Here is a 24,563-nt window from a genome sequence, read left to right on the forward strand (position 1 = left end):
CCCGGGAGCATAGATAACTATGTGACCGGGGTGAGTGAGTGCAGCCAACAAAGAGGCAACTTGAAAGATGACGGGTATATAATATTTATCAACATTATTATCAACTACCAGAGTAATACATTAGAGCGTAAGATCACTGCCTTGGTCAATAAAAACAATCGATAAAACAGCCATTAGTCGATCATTTAATGAGCGACTATATGAAATATATTTGTCAACTAGAAAATATTTTGATAAAGAATTGTTGGGGCAAAGAGGCTGAATATGAAAATAACAGCCATTAATAACGATACCCATATGGTTTTTTTACATTTCGTTCTAATATGAAAAAATAGTTAACTAATATAGTTAAGAAGAAAAACGTTATAATTGACATAAAAAACATGGCGATGAATGGCATTTTGCACACCTTGTTTAAAAAAAATCCATAATGTCATCATAAATGAGAATGAAATAAAGTATTAGTGGTAAAAATAGCGTTTTCTAACACAATTAACAATTATTTTCAATAAATTTTATTGACGTGTTGTTTAGGTTCAGGTAAGTCAAATACGTCACAGATAAATTTGTGACCGGGCGTGGAAACCCAATTAGCTGAATGACGCAACTACATAAAATTTGGAACCCGCTCGCATATTAGATAATTAGAAAGAATAGTGACAAAGGAATTTTGGTATAATAAACCACTATTCAAACAGCAACAGTGTTAAAGAATGACCAAGTATCATAGTCTCAAGAATAAAACCATTGGTGGAATCGGTAAGATTAGCAGTTACGATATTGAATTCACTTTTAACGGCAAAAAACCACAAACCTTTCGGTTGGTATTCTTTCCATTAACTGACGATGTTGTCGGAGCCGAAAGAATTGCTGAAGTGTACGATGTTAATCCCAAAATTTTATTTGCTGTGTCTATTATCTTTTTCGATCAAGCTTATGAATTAATCCCTACAGACGAATTAAACGGTAGGACTCCATTTGATAAAATAGATAAAGCTGTTCATTACAATAGAAATGAAAATAACTACTTTTTTAATGTTTTAATATCATACATTCTGGATTATATTGAAGAATCTAAAGTTCATTACTTGTACTTTAGTGGTTACAGTGATTCTCATAAAAGAACCTATGAAAGACTTTTACAAAAGGTACAGTCAAGATTAATATTAGAGTATGAAGATTTAGGAGGAGGCGATTATGTTGTTAAAACGTGCTACAGCAACCAAGAAGAAGGCAACTCAGGCTGACTACGCTCGTAACCGCAAAAATAAAACCGCTATGGTTAATGCTTTCATTGAAGCTAACAAAGCCAAACATACGGAAAGTACCTGCTAACCAGCTCATTCGTTTTATACCCAATGGATTTCAAGATGCATCGCGACGGCAAGGGAGCGAATCCCCGGGAGCATAGATAACGATGTGACCGGGGTGAGTGAGTGCAGCCAACAAAGAGGCAACTTGAAAGATGACGGGTATAGTCTATCTAAATAAAAAGCCACCTTTAGAATAGGTGGCTTTGCTGATCTATAAAAAACTGCATCACAAATGTAAAATTTTGGACGCAGTTTAGAATATGACCGTCCTCTTTGATCAGGAGGCAATTTGCTCCATTGTTTGCAAGATTCGTTTATCAGAAACTGGATATGGCGTACCCAGTTGTTGAGCAAACAAGCTGATCCTCAGTTCTTCAATCATCCAACGAATCTCTTGCACCTCAGGTAACTGTTTCTGTTGCAGTGATAATTTCGCCAGCCATTGCTGCCACTGTTGCTGAACATTTTCGACACGCCCCATTTGTGCTCTATCTCTATGCGGATCAATTGCCAATTTTTCAAGACGGCGCTCAATACCTTGCAGATAACGCAGGACATCCGGCAAGCGTTTCCAACCATTAGTGGTGACAAATCCTTTGAAAACCAGACCAGAAAGCTGCTCTTTGATATCCGATAATGCCAAGGCAAATGAAATATCCACTCTCCCCTTGAGACGTTTATTGATAGCAAAAATAGTGGTGAGTATCTGTTCCACCTGCTTGGCTATTTCCACAACAGTATCATTCAACTCAGCCCGAACCTTGTCCTGTAGCTGAATAAAATGCTGTTCATTCCAAGCCGGCCCACCATTCCCTGCCATCAATTTATCCACACCACAGGCGATACAATCGTCAATCAAATCCAATACCTTGCCATAAGGGTTAAAATAGAGTCCCAATTTGGATTTATTCGGCAATTTCTCATGTAAGTATTTAATTGGTGAAGGAATATTGAGTAACAACAGACGACGGGTACCTTCCCACATGGCAATTTGTTGCTCCGGTTCGGTTTCAAACAATTTGATACCGATACTCTCTTTTTCATCCACCAGCGCTGGAAATGCTTTAACAGAGTAACCACCACGTTTCTGCTCATACCGTCCCGGTAATTCACCGAAACTCCAAATATGCAGCCCACTCTGTTCAATCCCATCATCAGCAACAGCGGAAAGTGTTTCCTGAACTTTCTCTTTCAAGCGTAATTTCAGCGCAGATAAATCTTTACTTTCAGCGATAGTCCGGTTCTTCTCTCCTACCACTCGGAATGTCATTTTGAGATGCTCTGGGACTTGCTCTAACTGCCAATCATCACGTGACACCGTAACACCAGTCATCCGCCGTAACTCTTTCTCAAAGCTATCTAACAAGGTCGATTGTGGTTGAGGTACCCGCTCCATAAATGCCTGAGCATAGTTTGGCGCAGGGACAAAATTACGACGAACCGGTTTCGGCAATGATTTAATCAGCGCAACAACCAGATCATAACGAATACCGGGGATCTGCCAATCAAACCCTTCATCCTTAACCTGATTCAACACCGGCAGCGGAATATGAACTGTCACACCATCAGCTTGCGTACCCGGTTCAAACTGGTAACTAAGCCGTAATTTCAATGCCCCCTGATACCAGTAATTAGGGTAATCCAGCGCACTGATTTTATCGGCATCGCCTTTGATCAACATATTTTTTTCAAAATTAAGCAAGTCCGGTTGCTCTTTACCTGTCTTCAGCCACCAGCGATCAAAATGGCGAGCAGAAACCACACTCTGAGGTATCCGTTGATCATAGAAACTAAACAAGGTTTCATCATCCACCAAAATGTCGCGACGACGGGATTTATGTTCCAGCTCCTCAATTTCCTCACGTAATTTCAGATTCGCTCGGAAAAATGCATGTCGAGTTTGCCAATCGCCTTCCACCAGCGCATAGCGGATAAACAACTCACGGCAGAGCATTGGGTCAATTTTGCTGTAATTAACCAGACGACTAGCCACAATTGGCAAACCATATAAAGTGACTTTTTCTCTAGCCATTACCGCACCCTGAGATTTTTGCCAGTGCGGCTCGCTATATTGATATTTCACCAGATGCCCGGCTAACGCTTCAACCCATTCAGGTTCGATCCGCGCAACAATCCGCCCCCACAAGCGACTGGTTTCAACCAATTCCGCCGCCATTGACCATTTAGGCGGCTTCTTGAATAAACCAGAACCAGGAAAAATAGCAAAACGGGCATTACGCGCACCGGTATATTCCTGTTTATCTGTATCTTTTTGGCCGATATGAGATAACAGCCCAGAAAGTAACGCAGTATGAATACCACGGTAATCTGCATCCTGACTATTTACCGACAGACCAATTTCTTTCACAACTTGTCGTAACTGGGCATAGATATCCTGCCACTCTCTGACTCTCAGGTAGTTAAGATAATCTTGACGGCAAAGTTTGCGAAATTGCGAAGAGGAGAGTGCCTTTTGCTGCTCTTTCAAAAAATCCCATAATTTCAGAAATGCAATAAAATCGGAGTCTTTATCAGCAAATCGACGGTGTTTCTCATCAGAAGCCTGCTGTTTCTCCAGTGGCCTCTCTCTTGGGTCCTGAATAGATAGCGCAGAAGTGATCACCATCACTTCACGTACACAACCATGATGACGAGCTTCCAATACCATACGCGCCAACCGAGGATCAACCGGGAGCTGAGCAAGCTGTCGCCCTATTGATGTAAGACAGTAATTACTCTTAGCCGTTGTGTTCTGGTCAATAGCTCCAAGCTCCTCCAGAAGCCGAACACCATCCTGAATATTACGTTTATCAGGCGGTTGCACAAATGGAAATGCACTGACATCCCCAAGACCAATTGCCGTCATTTGCAGAATGACCGATGCCAGGTTAGTACGCAGGATTTCTGGATCAGTAAACTCTGGCCGAGAAAGGAAATCGTCTTCTGAATACAGCCGGATACAGATCCCGTCAGATACACGTCCGCAACGCCCTTTCCGCTGATTAGCCGACGCCTGTGATATAGGTTCAATCGGCAATCTCTGTACTTTCGTACGATAACTGTAACGGCTGATACGTGCATACCCGGTATCAATCACATATTTAATTCCCGGTACCGTCAACGAGGTTTCTGCCACGTTAGTTGCCAGCACAATTCTCCGCCCCGTATGTGATTGGAAAATTCGATTCTGATCACTGTTAGAAAGACGCGCAAATAATGGCAATACGTCGGTATGACGCAGATTCTGTTTATTCAGCGCATCTGCTGTATCACGAATCTCCCTCTCTCCACTCATAAAGATCAGGATATCTCCAGGCCCTTCACGGTTGAGTTCATCAACAGCATCAATAATTGCCTCAAGCTGATCCCGCTCTCCATCATTATCTTCCCCCATGACAGGACGATAACGCACTTCTACCGGATAGGTTCGACCAGAAACTTCGATAATTGGCGCATGATTAAAATGGCGAGAAAAGCGCTCAGGATCGATAGTCGCGGAGGTAATGATCACTTTCAAATCGGGACGTTTTGGCAGTAATTGGCGCAAATAACCCAGAATAAAATCAATATTCAGACTGCGTTCATGCGCCTCATCGATAATGAGCGTGTCATACTGTTTAAGTAGCCTGTCATTTTGCAGTTCCGCCAGCAAAATACCATCGGTCATCAGTTTAACTAACGTGTTATCGCCCACATGATCACTAAAACGGACTTTATAACCAACAGCAGAACCCACTGAGGTTTCCAATTCTTCCGCCAGACGATTGGCAACCGCACGAGCAGCCAATCGACGGGGTTGAGTATGACCGATAAGTCCTTTTATTCCCCGACCTAGTTCAAGACAAATTTTCGGGATCTGTGTTGTTTTACCCGAACCGGTTTCACCGGCAATAATGACAACTTGATGGTCACGAATAGCTTTGTAGATATCATCTTTCTTCTGGCTGACGGGCAAGTTTTCCGGATATTTGATCGTTGGACAAGCAGCCTGACGGTTAATGATTTTCTGAGACTCTTTCACCTTATATTGATCCTTGTAACTTCTTACTTTGCTAATTAGCCAGTTTTTATTGGCGATATAGTAACACATCCTATTTATTGGCAATAATTTCAGCTAGTATTTCCACCACGTTATATCAACGTGGATAAAAGTCTTTCAATAAATTTGAATTTTATTCTCTAAATATTGATCTGTTACCATAAGTCAATAACTCATAAAATAACTATATCGTGATTAACAAGTGAACTATCAAAGGTTAATTTTAAGGAATAAACATGAGTAAAGTTCTGGTTCTTAAATCCAGCATTATGGCGCAGCATTCACATACTAACCAAATGGCCGATTTCTTCATTGAAAAGTGGCAAGCCAATCATACTGATGACAGCATTACAGTACGCGATCTGACTGCACAACCCATTCCTGCTCTGGATAATGAACGGGTTTATGCATTGCGTCCGAGTGGCAATGAAATGACCGCTCGCCAAAAAGAGACGTTAGCATTATCTGACGAACTTATTGCGGAATTGCAGGATAATGACGTTATTGTTATCACTGCGCCTATGTACAACTTCCACATTCCAACCCAACTGAAAAGCTATTTTGATATGATAGCCCGTGCTGGCGTGACTTTCCGTTATACCGAGAATGGCCCTGAAGGTCTGCTAAAAGGCAAACGAGTCATCATCCTGACCAGCCGTGGCGGCATCCATAAAGACGGCCCCAGTGATCTGTTAGTGCCTTATCTGCGTCTGTTCCTAAGTTTCATTGGGCTCACTGATATAGAGTTCGTATTTACCGAAGGTGTAGCATTAGGCCCTGATGCCGTAAATCAAGCGCAACAAACCGCCCGTGAAGTTTTGCAAGCAATAGCTTCCTGATAGCCACGTTTTTGTTCCTAATTCATACATTGCCTATATTTTTATATTGTTGTCTTTTGCGCGTCATTCGACGCGCTTTTATTTCTTCAACCACTTACCATTAATACCAAGCACATACTCACCAGGTTCAGCTCTGTTCACCAATTTTTCGCCAGTAAGTTTAGCCACTTGCTTTGTAGAAATATTATTGCCAGCCGCTATTTCTGCGTATTTTTTCTCACGGGCTTGATTAATTTCTGCCACCAAAGCTTGTGCCTGACTATCTGTTTTCACTATAGCCAGATAACCACTGAAAGTTTCACCGACCAACCCTTTCTGCTTTGCCTCATTCAGGGTCATTCCTACAACGGAAGAGCTGAACAATACACCAGCCAATAACAATATCCCCGTACCTGTTCTCTTCATAATGCCAACCCCCTAGAATAAACCCGTGTTATTCTTAAGCATCTCTTCAACTTGCCTGTCTACTTTTATCTGAATTTCATGCTCAATTTTGACATTCATATTAATATTAATGGGCTTCTCCGGTGTTGCCACTTCAAGGCGTATACAACCTGACAGCATTAAAGGCCCCATTGATAGTAAGAACAGCTTCATTCCAGTTTGTTTTGTCATTTATCACTCCCATTTAATACAGATATATTCTGCTGTAGCCAATCTTCAAGATTGTTGCCAAACCGTAAACTACGCCATAAGTGAAAGATATTCTCTCCATGATGGTAATTCAGTTTGACTTGCCGTTTTTTATCTCTTAATGAATTAACACCTTGAATTTCAGCATTAAGTGTCAGAACCCCTAAATTATCAAGACTGACTTGCGCCCGTAAGAGACTGATTTCTAAATAGCGTAACCAATCCATAGCGGCGCCAGCGGAAATATTATCTTTGTTAATGGAATCTATCGTGTCTTTATCCAGACGTAAGGTCATATGGTCGATATTGGCAATCCGCCCTTGCTGAACTATCCAACGTTCATTATTAATAAACAACGGCAATTTTCCGCTGATTTTGCCGGACATCGCAAATTGTTTAACTTTCAATACAGTAAAAAGGCGACTTAACTCCAATTTATCAAGCGTCAAAATAGCAGGATGCTGCTGAGGAAGCCTTAATTTATCTAGGTTAATATGTCCATCCAATATACTTATATTCACATTAGTCAATTCCAGCGGTTTTTGTTCCGATGGTGGATAAAATCCCTGTAAATCCGCCGTCAAGTTACGCATTACAAACAGGTTATTAATCGTTTTCACTCGTAGCTGTACCGGCGATTTAACACCAAATTGCCAGATACTATCTCTCAGTCGCCACGGTAAGACAAAATCAAGCCCACTGATTTCACCATCTTTAAGCCACATGCTGCCATTTTTTACCACCCAGTGACCACCCGCAACAAAACCTTGCCCCTGTGTGACAGAAAAAGCGGCCTGTGCATAAAGATCACCTGATCGTAAGTTTATCCCTAAATCTTTAGGTACCAACGGCTGAAATGCGAGTAAAGATTGAGTAGGCCAACGCGCTTCACCACGCAATCTTGCTCCATCCCAACGACTGTAAAAAGGGATCGGACCCATATTTCTTGACGAAAGATCACCATTAACAATAAAATTGTTCGGGCTTTCTCCTGTCAATTTTGCTGTCAGCTCAGCAGGGGGCAAAAAGCCACCGGACTGAAACGATGTTTTCTTCGCTGTCAGCCGTAACTCACCATTAAAGGCGGGCGATTTCTCTGAACGTTGCCATTCCAATGGTTTTGTTAATTGTAGACGCGGCGTATCCACCCGGATCATGCCGTGCTTAATCACATTAAAGCCGGTAGCCATTTCGTTGACGCTAATCAATGTATCATGCCAGCGCCCTTTTCCGGCAATATCCCATTTAGCCTGTAGTGACGGCAAATCGCCATTTCCCCAATAATTCCAACGCCAATAGCCTTTATCCGGCATAAAATTTTCGGCATGACCATCAAGATGCAAATGGAATTTTCCCCAGTCACGGTGTTGTGTATTTACAATTGCCTGTAACCGACCAGTAAAACCTTCACGTGTCAGATAAGTTCCCGCCAACGGTGACCGGGCATCTTTAACAATAAACTCATCAGACAAACGCCCCCAAGCACGAAACAACGAACCTGACTGGAAAGTCATTTTCGGATTAACCAACGGACCATTAATTATCGCAGGCAATGACATAGCCATAATCATATCCTGCACATTAATCTGACCTGTTAATTGAAAAGGAAGTTGCGTATTTAATGAGTTTATCCGGCCCGGTTTTATCGTTAATACAATATTCGCTTTACCACGTTCACCCTGAGTGACCAAATTTATACGGCCACTAATTAGCAGGTTATCCAACCCTTGTTGCCAATGAGCAATCTTAATATTCACGCCACCCGCAAGAAGTTGCCCCGCCCCAGTCCACCGCCATTTACCATCAGTAATATCAAGCTGTTCTTGGTTAAACTGCCAAGGTAATTCAGCCAAAGATAGTGTCGCCCCCTCTTCTCTGATAATAAGTTTGCCGGATTTCCCTCGCCAACCTAACTTGATATTTAGCGGATGCGCATATTGCTTGGCAATAATTTTACCTTTTACTTCACCATGAGGAGGGAGTTTATCCATATTAAGAGGTAAAGTCATTTCACCATTAAGGCTGATTTCCTGTTCTGGTAATTTAATTGCCAGTTGGTCAATAACTAGCGATTCCTTACCATAAATATGCGCTGACAATTTAACCTTCTTCCCCTGATAACTTAGTTTTTGCCCCTGAGAAGAGGAATTGAATTTTAGTCTTCCAGCAAAATCTTGCCAAGGATGAAAAGAAAGATTTTCCACGGACAAACTTCCTTGTGGAATATGAGCTAAAATATCAGCAACAGACAATGGAACAAGACCTTGTGTAGATTCAGGTAACTGATTTAGACAATTGATATCCCCACTAATATCTGCGGCATTTAATTGCCAATGATAACTGTTATCTATCTCTGAATATGGGTAACTAACAGATAATCGCGATACACGAATAAGCCTGCAATCCTTCACCTGCAATGAAATATCAGCCAGTTGCAAAACTCCATTTTTCCATTCTGGTTGTTTCAATGAAACCGTCATACCTGGAGGTAACCAGTGACCGGTAACCTTAGGTAACCAATGAGGAATCGAAAACCATCCCGCCGCCATCAGTAATACCAACAGAATAGGTATGGTAATGAATATTTTTAATCCTTTGGTTATCAAATCCTTGCCTCTCCTTATTAAGCCTTAGATCGGTTACTTCTATACCCGTTATCTTTCAGGTTGCCTCTTTGTTGGCTGCACTCGGTCACATAGTTACCTATGCTCCTGGGGATTCTCTCCCTTGCCGTCGCGATCCATCTTGAAATCCATAGGGTATATTGTTATTCCATAATTTAGCAGACAAACCTTAAACTAAGACATTGATTATTAAGAAAATTATGTTGAACATATAGGGGAACAACAAGCAATACACTTATAGAGTTAATTAATTTATTGTTTATTTAACCCTTTACGTCAGCAATAATTTAAGCCCAAAACAATGTATTAGCTACTTAAATTATAGCGGAGATAATTCCATGAAATTAGTCGTTTACAGTACCAAACAGTATGACCATAAACATCTGGAGCAGGTCAATAAAAAATTCGGATTTGGTTATAATTTCGAGTTTTTCGATTTCCCTCTTAGTTCAAAAACTGCCAAAAACGCTATTGGTGCAGATGCTGTTTGTATTTTCGTCAACGATAATGCTGACCGTAAAGTACTCGAAGAATTGGCTGAAATGAATATAAAAATCCTCGCATTACGTTGCGCAGGTTTTAATAATGTCGATCTAGATGCAGCTGAAGAATTGGGTATTCAAGTTGTACGGGTTCCAGCCTATTCCCCTGAAGCTGTTGCTGAACATACCGTCGGATTAATGTTGTGCTTAAACCGCCGTATCCACCGAGCTTACCAACGCACCCGTGACGCCAATTTCTCTCTTGAAGGCTTAATTGGCTTCAATATGCACAGCCGCACAGCGGGAATTATCGGAACCGGCAAGATTGGTATTGCAACTCTACGTATTCTTAATGGATTTGGTATGCGTTTGCTAGCTCATGATCCCTACCCCAATCAAGCTGTTTTGAATCTCGGTGCTCAATATGTCGATCTGGATACGCTGTATGCACAATCCGACGTCATATCGCTTCATTGCCCGTTAACACCAGAAAACCATCATCTGCTGAATGACGTTGCTTTCAGCAAAATGAAAAACGGCGTAATGATCATCAATACCAGCCGAGGGGCTCTAATTGATTCCATCGCAGCCATTAGCGCATTAAAACAACAAAAAATTGGCGCTCTGGGTATGGATGTTTACGAGAATGAACGCGATCTCTTCTTTGAAGATAAATCTAATGACGTGATTCAGGATGATATTTTTCGTCGCTTGTCTTCATGTCATAACGTGCTGTTTACCGGTCATCAGGCATTTCTGACAGAAGAAGCCTTAACCAGTATCAGTGAAACTACGCTGAGAAATATCCAGCAATTAATCAATGGGAAAAATTGCCCAAATATTGTTAGTAAGTACCCTTAAAATAATATATAGGAGATAAACATGAAAAAAATACTACCTTTGGCAACAGCAACTTTATTGTTAGCCACATTCCAAGCGTCTGCGGTAGAAAACGTGTCAATTGATGATTTACAACGTCACAAATTTATTCTGGTGAGCGTTAATGGCGAAGGCGTGAAAAATCAAGATGGTCGCGTACCAACCATTGAATTCGGGGAAAAAATGCACATTTCTGGTTCCATGTGTAATCTCTTTATGGGTCAAGGTAAACTGAAAAATGGTGTACTGACCGTTAAAAACCTAGCCAGCACTCAGATGCTTTGCTCTGATGAAAAATTAAATAGATGGGATTACCTGATTGGTCAAGTGTTAGCAGATGGCGTTAAAGTGAAGTTGAAAGATCAAAAACTGACACTATCTCACCCCGACAATACATTGGTTTATAAAGTTCAGTAATCAAAAAAATCATTTATAAAGTTAGCATTAAACATTTAGCAGAATGAAATTCCTTGAATGGACTCAAGATTAAACTCTGCTTATCCAAATGTTTTATGTTTTAGGTGCCGGGAATTATTCTCCGGCACTTCCAGATATAATATCTAAGCAATAAATTTACCGCCGATATTAAACTTTTAAACATTATAGGAGAACCAAAATCGACATAAATAAATATAGATAATATAACTTATTTTTAACTTATTCCTTCCAACTTAAATAAAGAGTTTTACACTTTTTACATTTAATAGATAGTTTACTAACTAAATAAAAGGAAATAATTTATGTCCAATATTGCACTGACTGATATTCAATTTATCGACCTCATGAACGAAATGCGCCAACACGCAAAACGGATGTTAAATGATTCTAAAATTGAACCATTTATGCCATCGACACCTGAACTCCAGGCATATGCAAATATGCTTGGGGAACAATATGAAAGCATAGATATTACCGAAAATAAGGAAATAGATGGTATTATTGATGAATTGAAAGATTCTGTGAAATCTGGTGCTAATTCAACAACAAACGTTTCTAAGGCAAGTGTAACTGATAGCACACAGAAATATCAGAAAGCGATTATCGCTGATCCAGACAACGCAGACCAAGACTGGATCGATAACATGAACAAATCTCGTCAAAGAACTAAAGATGAGAACAACAGACAAATTGATACAAGTTACGATAAAGCCATTCAATTTGGGTTACAATTTCCTAACTCTAGAGCAGCAATACAAAGTTTTATGGAAAAAACTAATGCATTCTTCTCCAGTTTATTTGGCAGACTTTCAAATTTTATACTTGATGCAGCCAGGCAACTCTCTGAATGGATAAGCAGAGCGTGGGAATCAATTAAATCGTTCTATGATAAAATTAATGTTTGGATTTCCGGTGCATTTTAATTAATTGATAATGGTTCGAGTTAGTTCGAACCATTATATTCACCTCAGATATAACCTGGGGAAATTAATTACTTATTAGGCAGTTTGATCCTGGAAATAATTGCCAGTCTATCCATATAATATTCCACATTACCCCACAACCAACTCTGCTCTTTACTAACATCATCTTCAGCTAAAATATTTCTTAATTCACAAGTCATAACGTCATAGCCGTAAACATAAAGCCCAAACTGTAACGCCTCATACATTCTGGCTTGCCAAAAAGAGGTGCCTTCTATTATTTGACTCATATTTGAAGCAACAACATCATAGGTTTTAATCAGATAGTGGAAAAAGATTTTAGCGGCCAAATCACTTAATGCCGCTTTATGTTGTGGCTTCCTCGTTCGCCACACAAGTATCTGCGAAGCGAGACGACAGCTAAGCACCAAGTCACTTATTATTATAACTTTGTTGTAATAAACGACTTCTTTTGTTTCGTCACTAAGTAGCGCTAATTCAAAGTAGGGCTCATCTATATCATCCAAATCTAGCCTGTTATCAACCCTGATCAACCGGTAACCTGGTGGAAAAATGAGTTCATCCACATCATGCACAATATTAGTACCAGAGGAATCAAGAGCATCATACAGAACACGATTGAACTCTAACTCACTCAATTGGATGAAATCATTGGTAATCTTTTCTATGTTTCCCACATGTATTGGCATACTTTATGCCTCCTATAATAGACCACAGGTTCAATTACCTAATGGTAATAGTATAGATGCAATTATATACAATCAACCTTTAGTTCATTTTTGGTGGATATGCCTACTGGTTAACTTAGTTCTAGAGCAAGCCCCCAACTTAGGAAACACAGAAAATAATTTATTAAATTATAGTTAGTTACATCATTATCAAGGTTTATTAATAATATGGTCTTCCCATTCCACAACATCAATTTCCCGTACAGCGATATGCCTAACAGAAATTCTTTCGCTATGCATTGCTGATTTAGAACCTTTAATCAGAGGATGCCACGGTAATAATGGCTTCCCTTCTTCAAGCAAACGATATGCACAAGTTATTGGTAACCATGCAAAAGTCGGCAAATTATGACGGGTTAATTTGATACAATCCGGTTCATATCTGAAACGATCTTCGTAATTTTTGCATTGGCACGTTTTTATATTGAGTTGATTGCAAGCAACATTAGTAAAATAAATTTCATCGGTATCATCATCCATCAATTTATGTAAGCAACACTGCCCACAACCATCACATAATGACTCCCATTCTTCATCCGTCATCTGATCTAAGGTTTTTACCTGCCAGAAAGGTTGAGACATAACTCTACTATTCCTTATATTATTCAAATCACCCTGGTAGTGAGTGAATTATCATTCAGAGTAACCTTTAGCACATCACCGGGTTTCAGTGCTCCAACACCTTCCGGTGTACCAGTGAGAATGACATCTCCCGGCCGCAAAGTGAAAAAGTGCGACATATGGCTGATCAGGGAAACAATGGGTGTCAACATATCGTTACTATTACCGTTCTGCCGTAGCTCATTATTGACCGTCAGTGAAAACTGGACATTCCGCGGATCACCAAAATGACTTATTCGAATAAACCCAGATATCGGGCAAGAGCCATCAAACGCCTTACTTTTTTCCCACGGTTGACCCGCTTTCTTGAATTTAGATTGCAAATCACGCAAGGTGAGATCCAATGCAACAGCAAAACCCGCGATAGCGGCGCCAACTCGCTCTTCATTTGCTTGTTTCAACGGCGTACCAATCAGTACAGCCAGTTCAACTTCATGATGAACAACACCAAAATCCTTTGGAATTGCAATTGGCTGATGTATATCACACAGTGCAGTTTCCGGCTTAATAAAAATGACTGGCTCTTCCGCTGGCTGAGATCCCATCTCTTTAATATGTTTAGCGTAATTACTACCAACGCAAACCACTTTATTGACAGGAAGATCCAGTAATGCCCCCTGCCAGTCTCTGTGTTGATACATATTCGTTTCTCACTCTGGTTTATTAGGCAACATACCCATAATTATAGCACTTAGATTCTTCTTATTTTTCCATCTGGTTCAGATGTGCATTCATTAAATTTTCAACCGGAGGGGGGATTTGCAGGTAAAAACCCTGCTCAATTAACGATATTTTTACCTTTTCGATATCGGCACCTGCCAGTTTTTTTCTGTCTGCCAGAGAGATCGTCATTGTATATTGGGGCTGTCCAAAACTTTTCAGTAACTCTTCGGGAACGCGAGAGAAATTATCTCTTTTTTCAAAATAAAGATATGTTTGCTCCCTTTTCGGACTGCTGTAGATCGTACAAATCATTATAATAAACTCTTTTAAATTCAGGTCACAACTTGCTTGAATAATTCAGTAATTATAACATGTTTATTGTATTTCTAAATATCGTATCCCAGGGGATGTTCTGGGGGGATCTCAAATTTGCTGAATCTGAGTCAGGCAGGATAGATGTCACAGTCGCCAATTGAGCTAAAAGGCAGTAATTTTACGCTTTCGGTTGTTCATTTACACAATGACCAACCAGAAATCATTCTACAGGCCCTACAGGAAAAAGTGGAACAAGCACCGGATTTCCTGAAAAATGCGCCTGTTGTCATTAATATCTCCGCTCTGCCGGCAAGCGCTGATCTGAAAGCACTGCATTACGCTATTGATTCAGCGGGATTCCGTATTGTCGGAATAAGTGGTTGTCGTGATGAGCAACAACGCAGGGCGGTAATAAAAGCATCCTTACCACTACTAAGTGAAGGAAAAAAACAAAAAACCTCGGCAAAGGAAGATAAACCGGCTGAACCCGCGATTAAAAAAACCCGTGTAATTAATTTACCTGTTCGCTCAGGTCAAAGGATTTATGCCCAAGGCAGTGATCTTATTGTTACCAGTAATGTAAGCGCCGGTGCCGAATTGATTGCAGACGGCAATATTCACATCTACGGTATGATGCGTGGTCGGGCATTAGCTGGTGCATCCGGTGATCAGGAGTGCCTGGTTTTTTGCACCCATTTAAACGCTGAACTTGTCTCTATCGCAGGGCAATATTGGCTCGGCGATAAAATCCCAACTGAATTAGCAGGAAAAGCCGCAAAACTTAGCCTGGTAAATAATGAATTAACTATTGAACCTTTAATCTAGCCCTTTTAATAAGGAATCACTTCATGGCACGCATTATTGTTGTTACATCAGGTAAAGGTGGCGTTGGCAAAACCACTTCAAGCGCGGCCATTGCTACCGGCCTTGCTCAAAGAGGTAAAAAGACCGTCGTTATCGATTTTGACATCGGCCTGCGTAACCTCGATCTGATTATGGGATGTGAACGCCGCGTAGTTTATGACTTCGTGAACGTTATCCAAGGAGACGTCTCGCTTAATCAGGCATTAATTAAAGATAAACGTACCGAGAATCTTTATATCCTGCCTGCATCACAAACCCGCGATAAAGACGCTCTCACTATTGAAGGCGTTGAGCAAGTTTTAGTTGATCTGGATAAACAAGGTTTCGAGTTTATTATCTGCGACTCCCCAGCAGGGATTGAAAGTGGTGCGTTGATAGCACTCTATTTTGCTGACGAAGCCATTATCACAACAAATCCTGAGGTCTCTTCCGTACGTGATTCAGACCGTATTCTGGGTATTCTGGCCTCAAAATCTCGACGAGCTGAACGGGGTGAAGATCCCATTAAAGAACATCTGCTATTAACCCGCTATAACCCAGGCCGTGTAAGTCGTGGTGATATGCTGAGTATGGAAGACGTTCTGGAAATTTTATGCATTCCTTTAATCGGTGTTATTCCAGAAGATCAATCTGTACTGCGTTCATCTAACCAAGGGGAACCAGTCATTCTGGATACAGAATCTGATGCAGGAAAAGCGTATACAGATACTGTTGAACGTTTATTAGGGGAAGAACGTCCTTTCCGCTTCATTGAAGAAGAGAAAAAAGGCTTCTTAAAACGCCTGTTTGGGGGATAAAACATGGCCTTGCTAGATTTCTTTCTGTCGAGAAAAAAAACGACAGCCAATATCGCTAAAGAGCGGCTGCAAATCATCGTGGCAGAGCGTCGCCGCGGTGATTCTGAACCTGCTTATCTGCCTGATATGAAACGGGATATCTTGGCAGTAATCTGTAAGTATATACAGGTCGATCCAGATATGCTCTCTGTACAATTTGAGCAGAAAGGTGATGATATTTCCGTCCTGGAGCTGAATATAACATTACCTGAGGTAGAAGAACCTCAAAAATAACGCGGGTAAACAGTGCTGTTTTATCACTACCGCCATCGAAGTAACCACAAACGAATTATGTGGCAATCTGAGATGGGGAACCCCTAACCGGGAACCCCTTCTCATGCTTTAGACTGCCGTCAGGCTAAGGCTCTGATATGGGTTAATCAGGATAGTTCGCCAGAATCGCTGAGACTGGCTCAGCCAGCAACTCTCCCCGCCACCCACTAAGCAGTTCAGGTTTGCCATTTAATTGTTTCAATTTCCAGTGAACACTGAGTAATTGATTAATCTGACGACGAGATGCCAATAATTCAGAATTAAATCTATGCTGCTCACTTACCTGATGGATCAGCGCTTTAATATCCTTAAATGCTTTACGATAACCAGGTTGATCAATCAGATTCGTCATTGGCGGCGGGCATTCACTTTCTGGAATATTTCCACTTTCAGCGACCATTGCCAATAGGCGACGACCATGACAACGAATCTCCTGCCCGCTTAGCCCTAACGCACCCAACTCTGCCAAAGAAGTTGGCATGTAACGCGCTACCTGCCATAGGTTTTCTTCACGAATGACGAAGTTCACGGCTAAATCGCGTTCTCTGGCCTGACTCAAACGCCATGCGGCCAGTTTTTTCAAACACGCAAGCTGTTGGGGACGTAATTGACAGATATTGCCTATCTGTTTATAAGCACATTCCGGCGCCAATATCTCTTTACGGCGTCGACAGATAAGTTGACACTCACCCGTCGCAGCCTCCATATATCCAGCCTGCTCTGTTGCAGTCATTAGGATATCCGCTAAAGGCAACAGATAATAAACATCCGCGGCTGCATATTCGCACTGTTTTTCACTTAACGGACGGGCAAGCCAATCAGTGCGGGATTCGCTTTTATCCAGCTCGACATGGATATATTCAGCCACCAGCGCGGCAAAGCCACATGAAAGCGGGTGCCCAATAAAAGCCGCCAAGACCTGAGTGTCAATCATCGGTTCCGGCAAGCATTGAAAAGCATTCAGAAAAACTTCCAAATCTTCACTGCCTGCATGTAACAGCTTCAATATTTGAGGATGAGTAATTAACTCACGGAAAGGTTGCCAGTTGGTGATATTAAGTGGATCAATCAGAGAAAGTTGTTCGCCATCATACAGTTGTATCAAACCTAATTGTGGGTAATACGTCCGTGTGCGTACAAATTCAGTATCCAATGCTACTTTTGAGTATTTTTTTGCCCCTTCGCAAACTTGCTGCAACTGAGCATCTGTGGTGATCAACTGATAATTCAAAACATAGTTCTCTTAGCCATTCATGGAATAAGCACGACAACGCCGGCTAATACCGGCGTTGTCGTGCTTATCAATATTATGAAGAGGAGCTCAGGCTATAGCTACATTCCTGACCTTTTCCTCTTCATCACGCAGTTCCCTACGAAGAATTTTACCTACATTAGACTTAGGTAATTCATCCCGGAACTCAATGATCTTTGGTACTTTATACCCTGTTAGATAACGACGACAATGGGTTTTAAGTTCATCCTCGGTCAAACTAGGATCTATCCGAACCACAAATACTTTGACAGTTTCACCGGAACTTTCGCTTGATACCCCTATTGCTGCTGACTCTAGCACTTTAGGGTGAGCTGATACAACATCTTCAACTTCATTAGGATACACATTGAAACCAGAAACCAAAATCATATCTTTTTTACGATCTACGATACGAATGAAACCTTGTTCATTAATATTCGCAATATCACCCGTTGCTACCCAACCATCTTTCAACACTTCTTCTGTTGCATCAGGACGATTCCAATAACCAACCATCACCTGTGGGCCACGTATCCACAATTCTCCCTGCTGGCCCATCTCTACCTCATTACCATCATCACCCATAAGTTTGATTTCCGTTGAAGAGACCGGGAAACCAATACTGCCAGTGTAATGTTTCGAATTATAAGGATTACAGGAAACCAAAGGTGAACATTCTGTCAGACCATAACCTTCAAGCAGATTGGTGCCTGTCACTTTTGCCCATTTCTCAGCAACCGCTTTCTGTACCGGCATACCACCACCAACAACCAGACGCAGTGTAGAAAAATCAAGCTTCTTAAATTCTTCATTATTCAACCAAGCATTGAACAATGTATTTACCCCGGTGACAGAAGTGAACGGATAACGACCTAATTCTTTAGCTGTACCCGTAATATCACGCGGGTTAGTGATCAGAAGATTGCACCCACCCAAGTAAATAAGTAACAAGCAATTTACCATTAACGCAAATATGTGATAAAGAGGCAACGCCGTAACAATCAGCTCTTGGCCTACACGTAATAATGGAGAATAAACCGCTTTTGCCTGTTCAAGATTTGCCAAAATATTACGGTGAGTCAGCATAGCCCCCTTAGCTACGCCAGTGGTGCCACCAGTATATTGCAGAAAAGCCAAATCATTACCGTTAATTTCTGGTTTTACATATTGCATGCGATAACCTTTCTGTATCGCACAACGAAATGAAATGGCATCAGGCAGATTATACTTCGGTACCAGCCGTTTAACATATTTCACCGCAAAATCAACCAACGTACCTTTAGGACGAGATAGTTGGTCCCCCATACGCGTCAAAATAACATGCTTAACTTTAGTATTAAAAACGATCTTTTCCAATGTATGGGCAAAATTGGAGACGATCACAATAGCGGAAGTGCCGCTGTCATTAAGCTGATGTTCAAGCTCACGTGGCGTATACAGCGGGTTGACATTTACGACAATCATACCTGCACGTAGAACACCAAACAGTGCAACGGGATATTGCAGCAGGTTTGGCATCATCAGCGCAACGCGATCTCCTTTACTTAATCCCAAACCATTTTGCAAATATGCTGCAAATGCCCGACTACGCTCTTCCAACTTACGAAAGGTCATAATCTCACCCATATTGATAAATGCAGGTTGATCCGCATAGTGCGCTACGGCATTTTCAAACATCTCAACCAATGATGCATAACGATCCGGGTCAATTTCCGCAGGAACATCCGCCGGATAATGTTTTAGCCAGACTTTCTCCAAGGTAGTACTCCTGAAATTTTAATTGCTATGTTATCACTCGCCTAATAAATAACGCACGCTTTGATTTAACAAATTATTAACTCAGCGTACCAGTTTAAAAAAGAAACATTGTTCAGGTTGAGATACACATCACTAATTTCACGTTAATCCTGATACATAAAAACAAAGAGAACTGTGTTGTCTGTAAATTATTTTTATTTATCAGTATATTATTGCAAAAGTTAATATTTAACTTTGTAGCTATTGATTATACATTGACCTACTTATTTTTTGCTTAAGATAGCATTTTTGAAATAGCATTTATTGCTTTCGTCTATTCCAATGCATTATTAAAAAACCAATGGTAATAAAAAATTATTATAAATAACATTACGGTCAGAAGAGCAACCTATAAAGATAGTGCTACTATCAGCGACATAGAGCGCCAAGCTGTGTCCCTTTTTCCAGAAGAACTCTTACCAAAAGTACTCGGTGATCAAACCCTACCCGCGTATGAAATTGACTATTCCTAATGAACTACAGAAAATTCTAGTAGAAGAGATGACTGCGGGTTTGGGCACAAGAATTGCGATGAAATTAACGATCAATCCAAATATATACCCTATGGATTTCAAGATGCATCGCGACGGCCAGGGAGCGAATCCCCGGGAGCATAGAGAACTATGTGACCGGGGTGAGTGAGTGCAGCCAACAAAGAGGCAACTTGAAAGATGACGGGTATAGATAGGAAATAACAGATGAATTACCGCCACATATTATTGCGGCGGCTCAAACTGGAAAGAAAGTTACAATGTCACAAAGTGTATATCAACAATCCCGATTGAAATAACTCTATCTGGTCAAAATAGTCTCAACCGGTGTGGGGTCGGGGTAATACCAATTCCATCCCCAACCTGAATAATATGGATAGCCATAATAATTCCAAGGCCCCGGACCATAAGGCATTAATACTCGCTGAACAACTTTCCAGCGTTGATAACCCATTGCATTAATCACAACATAAGCGTAATCCGCACAACCAATTTTTCCCTTTTTTAATCCCACTATCGGACCTACGACAGTGACGTAATTTCCTTTAAAATCGTCAGGATCAAGGAAATCATTAACATAAACATAGATACGGCCAAGGGAAGGCTCATCTAATTCTGGACTGGCATCCGATGCTAATGGCAATGACGATATTTCCAGACGAGTACGGTGATTTTCATTTACTACATCAAGTACCTTGCCGCCGAATCGCCCTTCCTGCCCGATAAACAGCTCAGGCGTACTCTTAACAGAAAGCAGATCTTGAACAGGCGTTGGTGACGTTCCTTTTATTGAATCAGGAACGGTGATACAGCCTGTAAGCATTACAGCGCCTAATAAGATTAGCGCGTTAATACTCGTCCGGTAGTTTATTACTCTTAACATAACCACCTTCTCCTGAAAATTGTCCCAATCATGATGCTTAAAATAACTCTGTCTATTATTTGATACTTTCTTTTACTACAAGTTTCATCAATAGATACTTAACGGCCCGGTAATTTTTTCCAAGTAACTTCATTACGCAAGTATACCGGTTCAGCATGTTCTACGGCCGTCACCTCACCGTTTTGCCACATCTGTATTGCCAGAGGTAACATATCTTCAGCATGAGGTAATGTGATACTACTATCAGTTAGCGTCAAATGACTTGTCATCAACTGAGGATAAGCCTGCCAGCCAGTACCAGCAGCCACCCAATCGCCACTTAATGAAGCCATGAATGCCTGTACCTGTTCCGGTTTCAACACTGCTTCTGTTTCACTTCCTTGCCATTCACCTTGCTGATTACGGATATATTGCCCCCAGTAAACTTCTCCCATCCGGGCATCAATGGCGGTTAATACCTGAGTTGCACCTAGCAGACGAAAAACACCTTGCGCCATTGCATTGAGCGTTGACACACCAATCACCGGCAGTTCAGCCCCCAGTGCCAAGCCCTGAGCAATACCAACACCAATACGTACACCGGTAAAACTACCCGGTCCACGGCCAAAAGCTAAAGCGTCAAGCTGTTGTAAACTCATCCCCGCTTCTGCCAGAACAGATTGAACCATAGGTAAAATACGTTGCGTGTGTTCACGTGGAGAAATTTCAAACTGTGCCAAAACGGCACCATCATTCCAAAGAGCAACAGAACAGGCTTCCGTTGCAGTATCAATAGCCAGAATTCGTACAGGCATGCCTTAAGCACCTCGGCAAGAAATATATACCCGTCATCTTTCAAGTTGCCTCTTTGTTGGCGGCACTCGCTCACCCCGGTCACATAGTTACCTATGCTCCCGGGGATTCGCTCCCTTGCCGTCGCGATGCATCTTGAAATCCATAGGGTATAATCCAAAATTAAGGTGCTATTTTATCATAACCCAGTCGATTTTACCCAGATTGCCGGGCTTGCAAGAAAGCGACCGCTTTCGTTAAATCTCGGGTTCGTGGTGAAGGTGGTAAACTATTCAAAAACACCTCACCATATGGACGCATAACTAAACGATTATCACAAATGACAACAACACCATAATCATCAATATCACGAATAAGCCGCCCGACACCCTGTTTCAGACTAATCACCGCATCCGGCAACTGAACTTCATTAAATGCATCACCACCTCTAAGTTGGCAATCTTCAATACGGGCTTTTAGCAGTGGATCATCCGGTGCCGTAAAGGGCAATTTATCGATAATGACACAGGAAAGCACCTCGCCGCGCACATCGACACCTTCCCAAAAACTGCTGGTTGCCACCAATAAAGCGTTGCCGGCGGCAATAAATTGCGAAAGTAGCTGACCTTTGCTGGTTTCACCTTGAACCAAAACCGGCAATGTCATGTTGGCACGGAACGATTCAGCCAGACTTCGCATCATCTGGTGTGAAGTACATAAAAAGAAACATCGACCTTTATTAGCTTCAATGAGTGGCTTGAGCATCTCTGCCAACCATTTTGCACTACCAAGCTGATTTGGTGATGGTAGATGACGGGGAACACAAAGTAGTGTCTGACTTTGATAATCAAATGGACTTGGCAGTAATAACGTTTTCGCCTCTTTTAAACCTAGTCGTTCAGTGAAATGGGAAAGTTGCTCGTTAACAGAGAGTGTCGCTGAGGTAAACACCCAACAACCAGATTGCTCATTAATTATCTCACTAAATTTGTCGGCAACAGACAGCGGTGTGAGTGCTAAAAGAAAATGACGACCATAACTTTCAAACCAATAGCTATAACCGGGAATAGTCACCTCTTTCAAGCGCTTAAGACGATTACGATAAATTGTTGCCCTTTCAAATGCCGCATCCAACATGACTGAACGCCCTAAAGATAATTTTATCACGTCATAACAAAGCTCAAGCGCATCATCAAGCAATACTAATGCTCGCTGGACTTGCGGATTTTGCAATAACTCCCGCAAATTACCCCGATAACCATTCTCTCCCAACGCTAGCCGGAAATCTTGTGTACTCTGACTCAGACGATCTGCGCTCTTTTGTAATTGAACTTGATCTCGAACTTCCGTGCGATACGCCATAGTGATATCTCTTGAGAGATCCATCAGTTGGCGGCTACTTAATTGCTGACCAAAATATTGACTAGCAATATCAGGGACTTGATGTGCCTCATCAAATATCTTGACTTCTGCTTGCGGGATCAACTCACCAAATCCCGTTTCTTTCACCACCATATCCGCCATAAACAGATGATGGTTAACAACGATAACATCTGCCTCCATTGCCCGACGGCGGGCTTTGAGTACAAAGCATTCCTGATAACGTGGGCAATCACTGCCAAGGCAGTTATCGTTCGTACTGGTGACCAACGGCCAAACCTGGCTATCTTCCGCCACTTGGTGACAAGTACTGACATCACCCTCTTCAGTTTGTGACGACCAGCCTCTTAGCCGAACAATATCTGACAGAATTTCTGCTTCCAATTGCCCGCCCCCAAAAGAGTGCTGTTCCAACCGTTCCAAGCACAGATAATTCGCGCGACCTTTCAACAACGCCAATTTACCGGTGAAATTAATTGCTTCAGCGACTGTCGGTAAATCACGATTATAGAGCTGATCCTGTAATGCCTTAGAACCGGTGGAAATGATAACTTTCTGCCCAGAACGCAACGCGGGTGCTAAATAGGCAAATGTCTTACCTGTTCCCGTGCCTGCTTCTACAACCAATTGTTGATGGTTTTTAATCGCACACTCAATAGCCACTGCCATTTCTCTTTGAGCATCACGGGGTTTAAAACCTGTTATTGCTTTAGCAAGGGCACCATTTTTCGCAAAATCGTCTGACACAAACCGTCTCTTTCAATAGAATGGATGGAGATTATGCCAATAGTATGTTCTGATCACCACCCAAAATCAGGCAGATAGTTATTCACAGGAAGAAGTATCCATGACAATTGAACGTATTTATCCACAGGATCGCTGGTCTGAAGCGGTAGTTTACAATAAAACCATTTACTACACTGCCGTACCGGAAAATCTGGATGGTGATATTACTGAGCAAACAGCGAATACGTTGGCCGCTATTGATACCATGTTACAGCGTCTCGGTTCTGATAAAAGCAAAATTATTGACGCTACTATTTTTCTGGCTGATGGAAAAGAGTTTGCTGGCATGAATGCCGCCTGGGATGCATGGGTTGTTGCAGGAAGCGCACCTGTACGCTGCACAGTTGAAGCTAAGCTAATGAATCCCAAATACAAAGTCGAGATAAAAGTTATCGCAGGTATTTAATATTAATTTGGGATATTCTCTATCGCCTACATTTATATTTTAATTATATGGAGGTTATTCAGAATATCCCAATATACCCGTTATCTTTCAAGTTGCCTCTTTGTTGGCTGCACTCACTCACCCCGGTCACATCGTTATCTATGCTCCCGGGGATTCGTTCCCTTGCCGCCGCGATGCACCTTGAAATCCATAGGGTATAGGTGTTATTAATATAGGTAAGATATGATTTCCCCTGTTAATTTAGTTGCAATAACATTTTAAAATAAAATATTAATCGATATTTTCATGAACTACATTATCCATTGT

Annotated in this window: 22 protein-coding genes and 1 pseudogene; 10 read left to right on the forward strand and 13 right to left on the reverse strand. The window is 41.5% G+C overall.

Going from position 1 to position 24,563, the window contains the following annotated elements; all coding sequences use genetic code 11:
* Positions 1-21 precede the first annotated feature (21 nt).
* Both ACGF49_RS04340 and ACGF49_RS04345 read left to right on the forward strand, forming a co-directional pair.
* Positions 22-165 carry a hypothetical protein gene (locus ACGF49_RS04340; RefSeq protein ID WP_158536453.1) on the forward strand — a complete coding sequence of 48 codons (144 nt, stop codon included), beginning with the start codon at positions 22-24 and terminating at the stop codon, positions 163-165.
* A gap of 548 nt (positions 166-713) precedes the next feature.
* Complete coding sequence (locus ACGF49_RS04345) at positions 714-1,247, forward strand: hypothetical protein (RefSeq protein WP_113040616.1); 534 nt, start codon at positions 714-716, stop codon at positions 1,245-1,247.
* Between the two features lie 343 nt (positions 1,248-1,590).
* Here the strand turns inward: ACGF49_RS04345 and hrpA are convergent.
* A pseudogene (gene hrpA / locus ACGF49_RS04350) lies at positions 1,591-5,322 on the reverse strand (ATP-dependent RNA helicase HrpA); the annotation flags it as partial.
* 266 nt (positions 5,323-5,588) lie between these two features.
* On the opposite strand from hrpA, the gene ACGF49_RS04355 reads away from it, so the two are divergent.
* A complete protein-coding gene (locus ACGF49_RS04355; protein ID WP_387489826.1) occupies positions 5,589-6,191 on the forward strand; it encodes an FMN-dependent NADH-azoreductase in 603 nt (200 codons plus the stop codon).
* A 78-nt stretch (positions 6,192-6,269) separates the two neighbouring features.
* Here ACGF49_RS04355 and ACGF49_RS04360 read toward each other — a convergent pair whose 3' ends face one another.
* From ACGF49_RS04360 to ACGF49_RS04370, 3 genes are read right to left on the reverse strand one after another with little or no spacing between them, the layout of a single operon-like run.
* On the reverse strand, positions 6,270-6,596 hold the full coding sequence (locus tag ACGF49_RS04360; protein WP_113040619.1) for a YdbL family protein: 327 nt from the start codon (positions 6,594-6,596) through the stop codon (positions 6,270-6,272).
* Positions 6,597-6,608: 12 nt separating this feature from the next.
* The gene (locus tag ACGF49_RS04365; protein WP_011146401.1) at positions 6,609-6,806 is read right to left on the reverse strand and encodes a YnbE family lipoprotein; all 198 of its coding nucleotides are present in this window, start codon (positions 6,804-6,806) and stop codon (positions 6,609-6,611) included.
* Entirely contained in the window at positions 6,803-9,430 is a 2,628-nt protein-coding gene (locus ACGF49_RS04370) for a YdbH family protein (RefSeq protein WP_387489830.1), read from the reverse strand. Before ACGF49_RS04370 ends, ACGF49_RS04365 begins: the two co-directional genes overlap by 4 nt.
* 356 nt (positions 9,431-9,786) lie before the next feature.
* On the opposite strand from ACGF49_RS04370, the gene ACGF49_RS04375 reads away from it, so the two are divergent.
* The 3 genes from ACGF49_RS04375 to ACGF49_RS04385 all read left to right on the forward strand — a co-directional run bounded on the left by ACGF49_RS04375 (position 9,787) and on the right by ACGF49_RS04385 (position 12,170).
* The gene (locus ACGF49_RS04375) at positions 9,787-10,791 is read left to right on the forward strand and encodes a 2-hydroxyacid dehydrogenase (protein ID WP_262977729.1); all 1,005 of its coding nucleotides are present in this window, start codon (positions 9,787-9,789) and stop codon (positions 10,789-10,791) included.
* Between the two features lie 21 nt (positions 10,792-10,812).
* Positions 10,813-11,226, forward strand: coding sequence for a heat shock protein HslJ (gene hslJ, locus ACGF49_RS04380; RefSeq protein ID WP_387489833.1), 414 nt, complete (start codon positions 10,813-10,815; stop codon positions 11,224-11,226).
* 323 nt (positions 11,227-11,549) lie between these two features.
* Positions 11,550-12,170, forward strand: coding sequence for a hypothetical protein (locus tag ACGF49_RS04385; protein ID WP_113040622.1), 621 nt, complete (start codon positions 11,550-11,552; stop codon positions 12,168-12,170).
* Positions 12,171-12,238: 68 nt separating this feature from the next.
* On the opposite strand, the gene ACGF49_RS04390 is transcribed toward ACGF49_RS04385, so the two are convergent.
* From ACGF49_RS04390 to ACGF49_RS04405, 4 genes are all read right to left on the reverse strand, one after another.
* Positions 12,239-12,880, reverse strand: a complete 642-nt coding sequence (locus tag ACGF49_RS04390) for a hypothetical protein (RefSeq protein ID WP_113040623.1) — start codon at positions 12,878-12,880, stop codon at positions 12,239-12,241.
* Positions 12,881-13,069: 189 nt separating this feature from the next.
* Positions 13,070-13,501, reverse strand: a complete 432-nt coding sequence (locus ACGF49_RS04395) for a YcgN family cysteine cluster protein (RefSeq protein WP_112876029.1) — start codon at positions 13,499-13,501, stop codon at positions 13,070-13,072.
* Positions 13,502-13,524: 23 nt separating this feature from the next.
* The gene (locus ACGF49_RS04400; RefSeq protein WP_113040624.1) at positions 13,525-14,181 is read right to left on the reverse strand and encodes a fumarylacetoacetate hydrolase family protein; all 657 of its coding nucleotides are present in this window, start codon (positions 14,179-14,181) and stop codon (positions 13,525-13,527) included.
* 61 nt (positions 14,182-14,242) lie between these two features.
* Positions 14,243-14,515, reverse strand: a complete 273-nt coding sequence (locus tag ACGF49_RS04405; RefSeq protein ID WP_387489837.1) for a YcgL domain-containing protein — start codon at positions 14,513-14,515, stop codon at positions 14,243-14,245.
* A 144-nt stretch (positions 14,516-14,659) separates the two neighbouring features.
* On the opposite strand from ACGF49_RS04405, the gene minC reads away from it, so the two are divergent.
* The 3 genes from minC to minE are packed head-to-tail and all read left to right on the forward strand — an operon-like array spanning position 14,660 to position 16,452.
* Positions 14,660-15,343, forward strand: coding sequence for a septum site-determining protein MinC (gene minC, locus ACGF49_RS04410; protein ID WP_112876033.1), 684 nt, complete (start codon positions 14,660-14,662; stop codon positions 15,341-15,343).
* Between the two features lie 23 nt (positions 15,344-15,366).
* The gene (minD, locus tag ACGF49_RS04415; RefSeq protein WP_113040626.1) at positions 15,367-16,179 is read left to right on the forward strand and encodes a septum site-determining protein MinD; all 813 of its coding nucleotides are present in this window, start codon (positions 15,367-15,369) and stop codon (positions 16,177-16,179) included.
* Between the two features lie 3 nt (positions 16,180-16,182).
* Complete coding sequence (gene minE / locus ACGF49_RS04420) at positions 16,183-16,452, forward strand: cell division topological specificity factor MinE (protein ID WP_112876035.1); 270 nt, start codon at positions 16,183-16,185, stop codon at positions 16,450-16,452.
* A 142-nt stretch (positions 16,453-16,594) separates the two neighbouring features.
* Here minE and rnd read toward each other — a convergent pair whose 3' ends face one another.
* The 5 genes from rnd to ACGF49_RS04445 all read right to left on the reverse strand — a co-directional run bounded on the left by rnd (position 16,595) and on the right by ACGF49_RS04445 (position 23,812).
* Positions 16,595-17,722, reverse strand: coding sequence for a ribonuclease D (gene rnd / locus ACGF49_RS04425; protein WP_228900013.1), 1,128 nt, complete (start codon positions 17,720-17,722; stop codon positions 16,595-16,597).
* A gap of 90 nt (positions 17,723-17,812) precedes the next feature.
* On the reverse strand, positions 17,813-19,501 hold the full coding sequence (gene fadD / locus ACGF49_RS04430; protein WP_113040628.1) for a long-chain-fatty-acid--CoA ligase FadD: 1,689 nt from the start codon (positions 19,499-19,501) through the stop codon (positions 17,813-17,815).
* A gap of 831 nt (positions 19,502-20,332) precedes the next feature.
* Entirely contained in the window at positions 20,333-20,914 is a 582-nt protein-coding gene (locus ACGF49_RS04435) for a Slp family lipoprotein (protein ID WP_113040629.1), read from the reverse strand.
* A gap of 98 nt (positions 20,915-21,012) precedes the next feature.
* Positions 21,013-21,708 carry a tRNA (adenosine(37)-N6)-threonylcarbamoyltransferase complex dimerization subunit type 1 TsaB gene (tsaB, locus tag ACGF49_RS04440; RefSeq protein ID WP_113040630.1) on the reverse strand — a complete coding sequence of 232 codons (696 nt, stop codon included), beginning with the start codon at positions 21,706-21,708 and terminating at the stop codon, positions 21,013-21,015.
* A gap of 193 nt (positions 21,709-21,901) precedes the next feature.
* Positions 21,902-23,812: an ATP-dependent DNA helicase gene (locus ACGF49_RS04445; RefSeq protein WP_113040631.1), complete on the reverse strand. Its 1,911-nt coding sequence runs from the start codon at positions 23,810-23,812 to the stop codon at positions 21,902-21,904.
* A gap of 100 nt (positions 23,813-23,912) precedes the next feature.
* On the opposite strand from ACGF49_RS04445, the gene ACGF49_RS04450 reads away from it, so the two are divergent.
* Entirely contained in the window at positions 23,913-24,257 is a 345-nt protein-coding gene (locus ACGF49_RS04450; RefSeq protein WP_113040632.1) for a RidA family protein, read from the forward strand.
* Positions 24,258-24,563: the final 306 nt, after the last annotated feature.

The organism is Photorhabdus sp. RM96S, assembly GCF_042879335.1.
Lineage (GTDB): Bacteria > Pseudomonadota > Gammaproteobacteria > Enterobacterales > Enterobacteriaceae > Photorhabdus > Photorhabdus kayaii.

Excerpts from the sequence above, each read along its gene's own strand:
- ACGF49_RS04385 (WP_113040622.1), top strand. The coding sequence starts at position 11,550 with ATGTCCAATATTGCACTGACTGATATTCAATTTATCGACCTCATGAAC.
- ACGF49_RS04345 (WP_113040616.1), top strand. The coding sequence starts at position 714 with ATGACCAAGTATCATAGTCTCAAGAATAAAACCATTGGTGGAATCGGT.
- ACGF49_RS04395 (WP_112876029.1), bottom strand. The coding sequence starts at position 13,501 with ATGTCTCAACCTTTCTGGCAGGTAAAAACCTTAGATCAGATGACGGAT.
- ACGF49_RS04390 (WP_113040623.1), bottom strand. The coding sequence starts at position 12,880 with ATGCCAATACATGTGGGAAACATAGAAAAGATTACCAATGATTTCATC.
- ACGF49_RS04360 (WP_113040619.1), bottom strand. The coding sequence starts at position 6,596 with ATGAAGAGAACAGGTACGGGGATATTGTTATTGGCTGGTGTATTGTTC.
- ACGF49_RS04355 (WP_387489826.1), top strand. The coding sequence starts at position 5,589 with ATGAGTAAAGTTCTGGTTCTTAAATCCAGCATTATGGCGCAGCATTCA.
- ACGF49_RS04400 (WP_113040624.1), bottom strand. The coding sequence starts at position 14,181 with ATGTATCAACACAGAGACTGGCAGGGGGCATTACTGGATCTTCCTGTC.
- hslJ (WP_387489833.1), top strand. The coding sequence starts at position 10,813 with ATGAAAAAAATACTACCTTTGGCAACAGCAACTTTATTGTTAGCCACA.
- minD (WP_113040626.1), top strand. The coding sequence starts at position 15,367 with ATGGCACGCATTATTGTTGTTACATCAGGTAAAGGTGGCGTTGGCAAA.
- ACGF49_RS04365 (WP_011146401.1), bottom strand. The coding sequence starts at position 6,806 with ATGACAAAACAAACTGGAATGAAGCTGTTCTTACTATCAATGGGGCCT.
- ACGF49_RS04375 (WP_262977729.1), top strand. The coding sequence starts at position 9,787 with ATGAAATTAGTCGTTTACAGTACCAAACAGTATGACCATAAACATCTG.
- minC (WP_112876033.1), top strand. The coding sequence starts at position 14,660 with ATGTCACAGTCGCCAATTGAGCTAAAAGGCAGTAATTTTACGCTTTCG.
- minE (WP_112876035.1), top strand. The coding sequence starts at position 16,183 with ATGGCCTTGCTAGATTTCTTTCTGTCGAGAAAAAAAACGACAGCCAAT.
- ACGF49_RS04405 (WP_387489837.1), bottom strand. The coding sequence starts at position 14,515 with ATGATTTGTACGATCTACAGCAGTCCGAAAAGGGAGCAAACATATCTT.
- ACGF49_RS04435 (WP_113040629.1), bottom strand. The coding sequence starts at position 20,914 with ATGTTAAGAGTAATAAACTACCGGACGAGTATTAACGCGCTAATCTTA.
- tsaB (WP_113040630.1), bottom strand. The coding sequence starts at position 21,708 with ATGCCTGTACGAATTCTGGCTATTGATACTGCAACGGAAGCCTGTTCT.
- ACGF49_RS04450 (WP_113040632.1), top strand. The coding sequence starts at position 23,913 with ATGACAATTGAACGTATTTATCCACAGGATCGCTGGTCTGAAGCGGTA.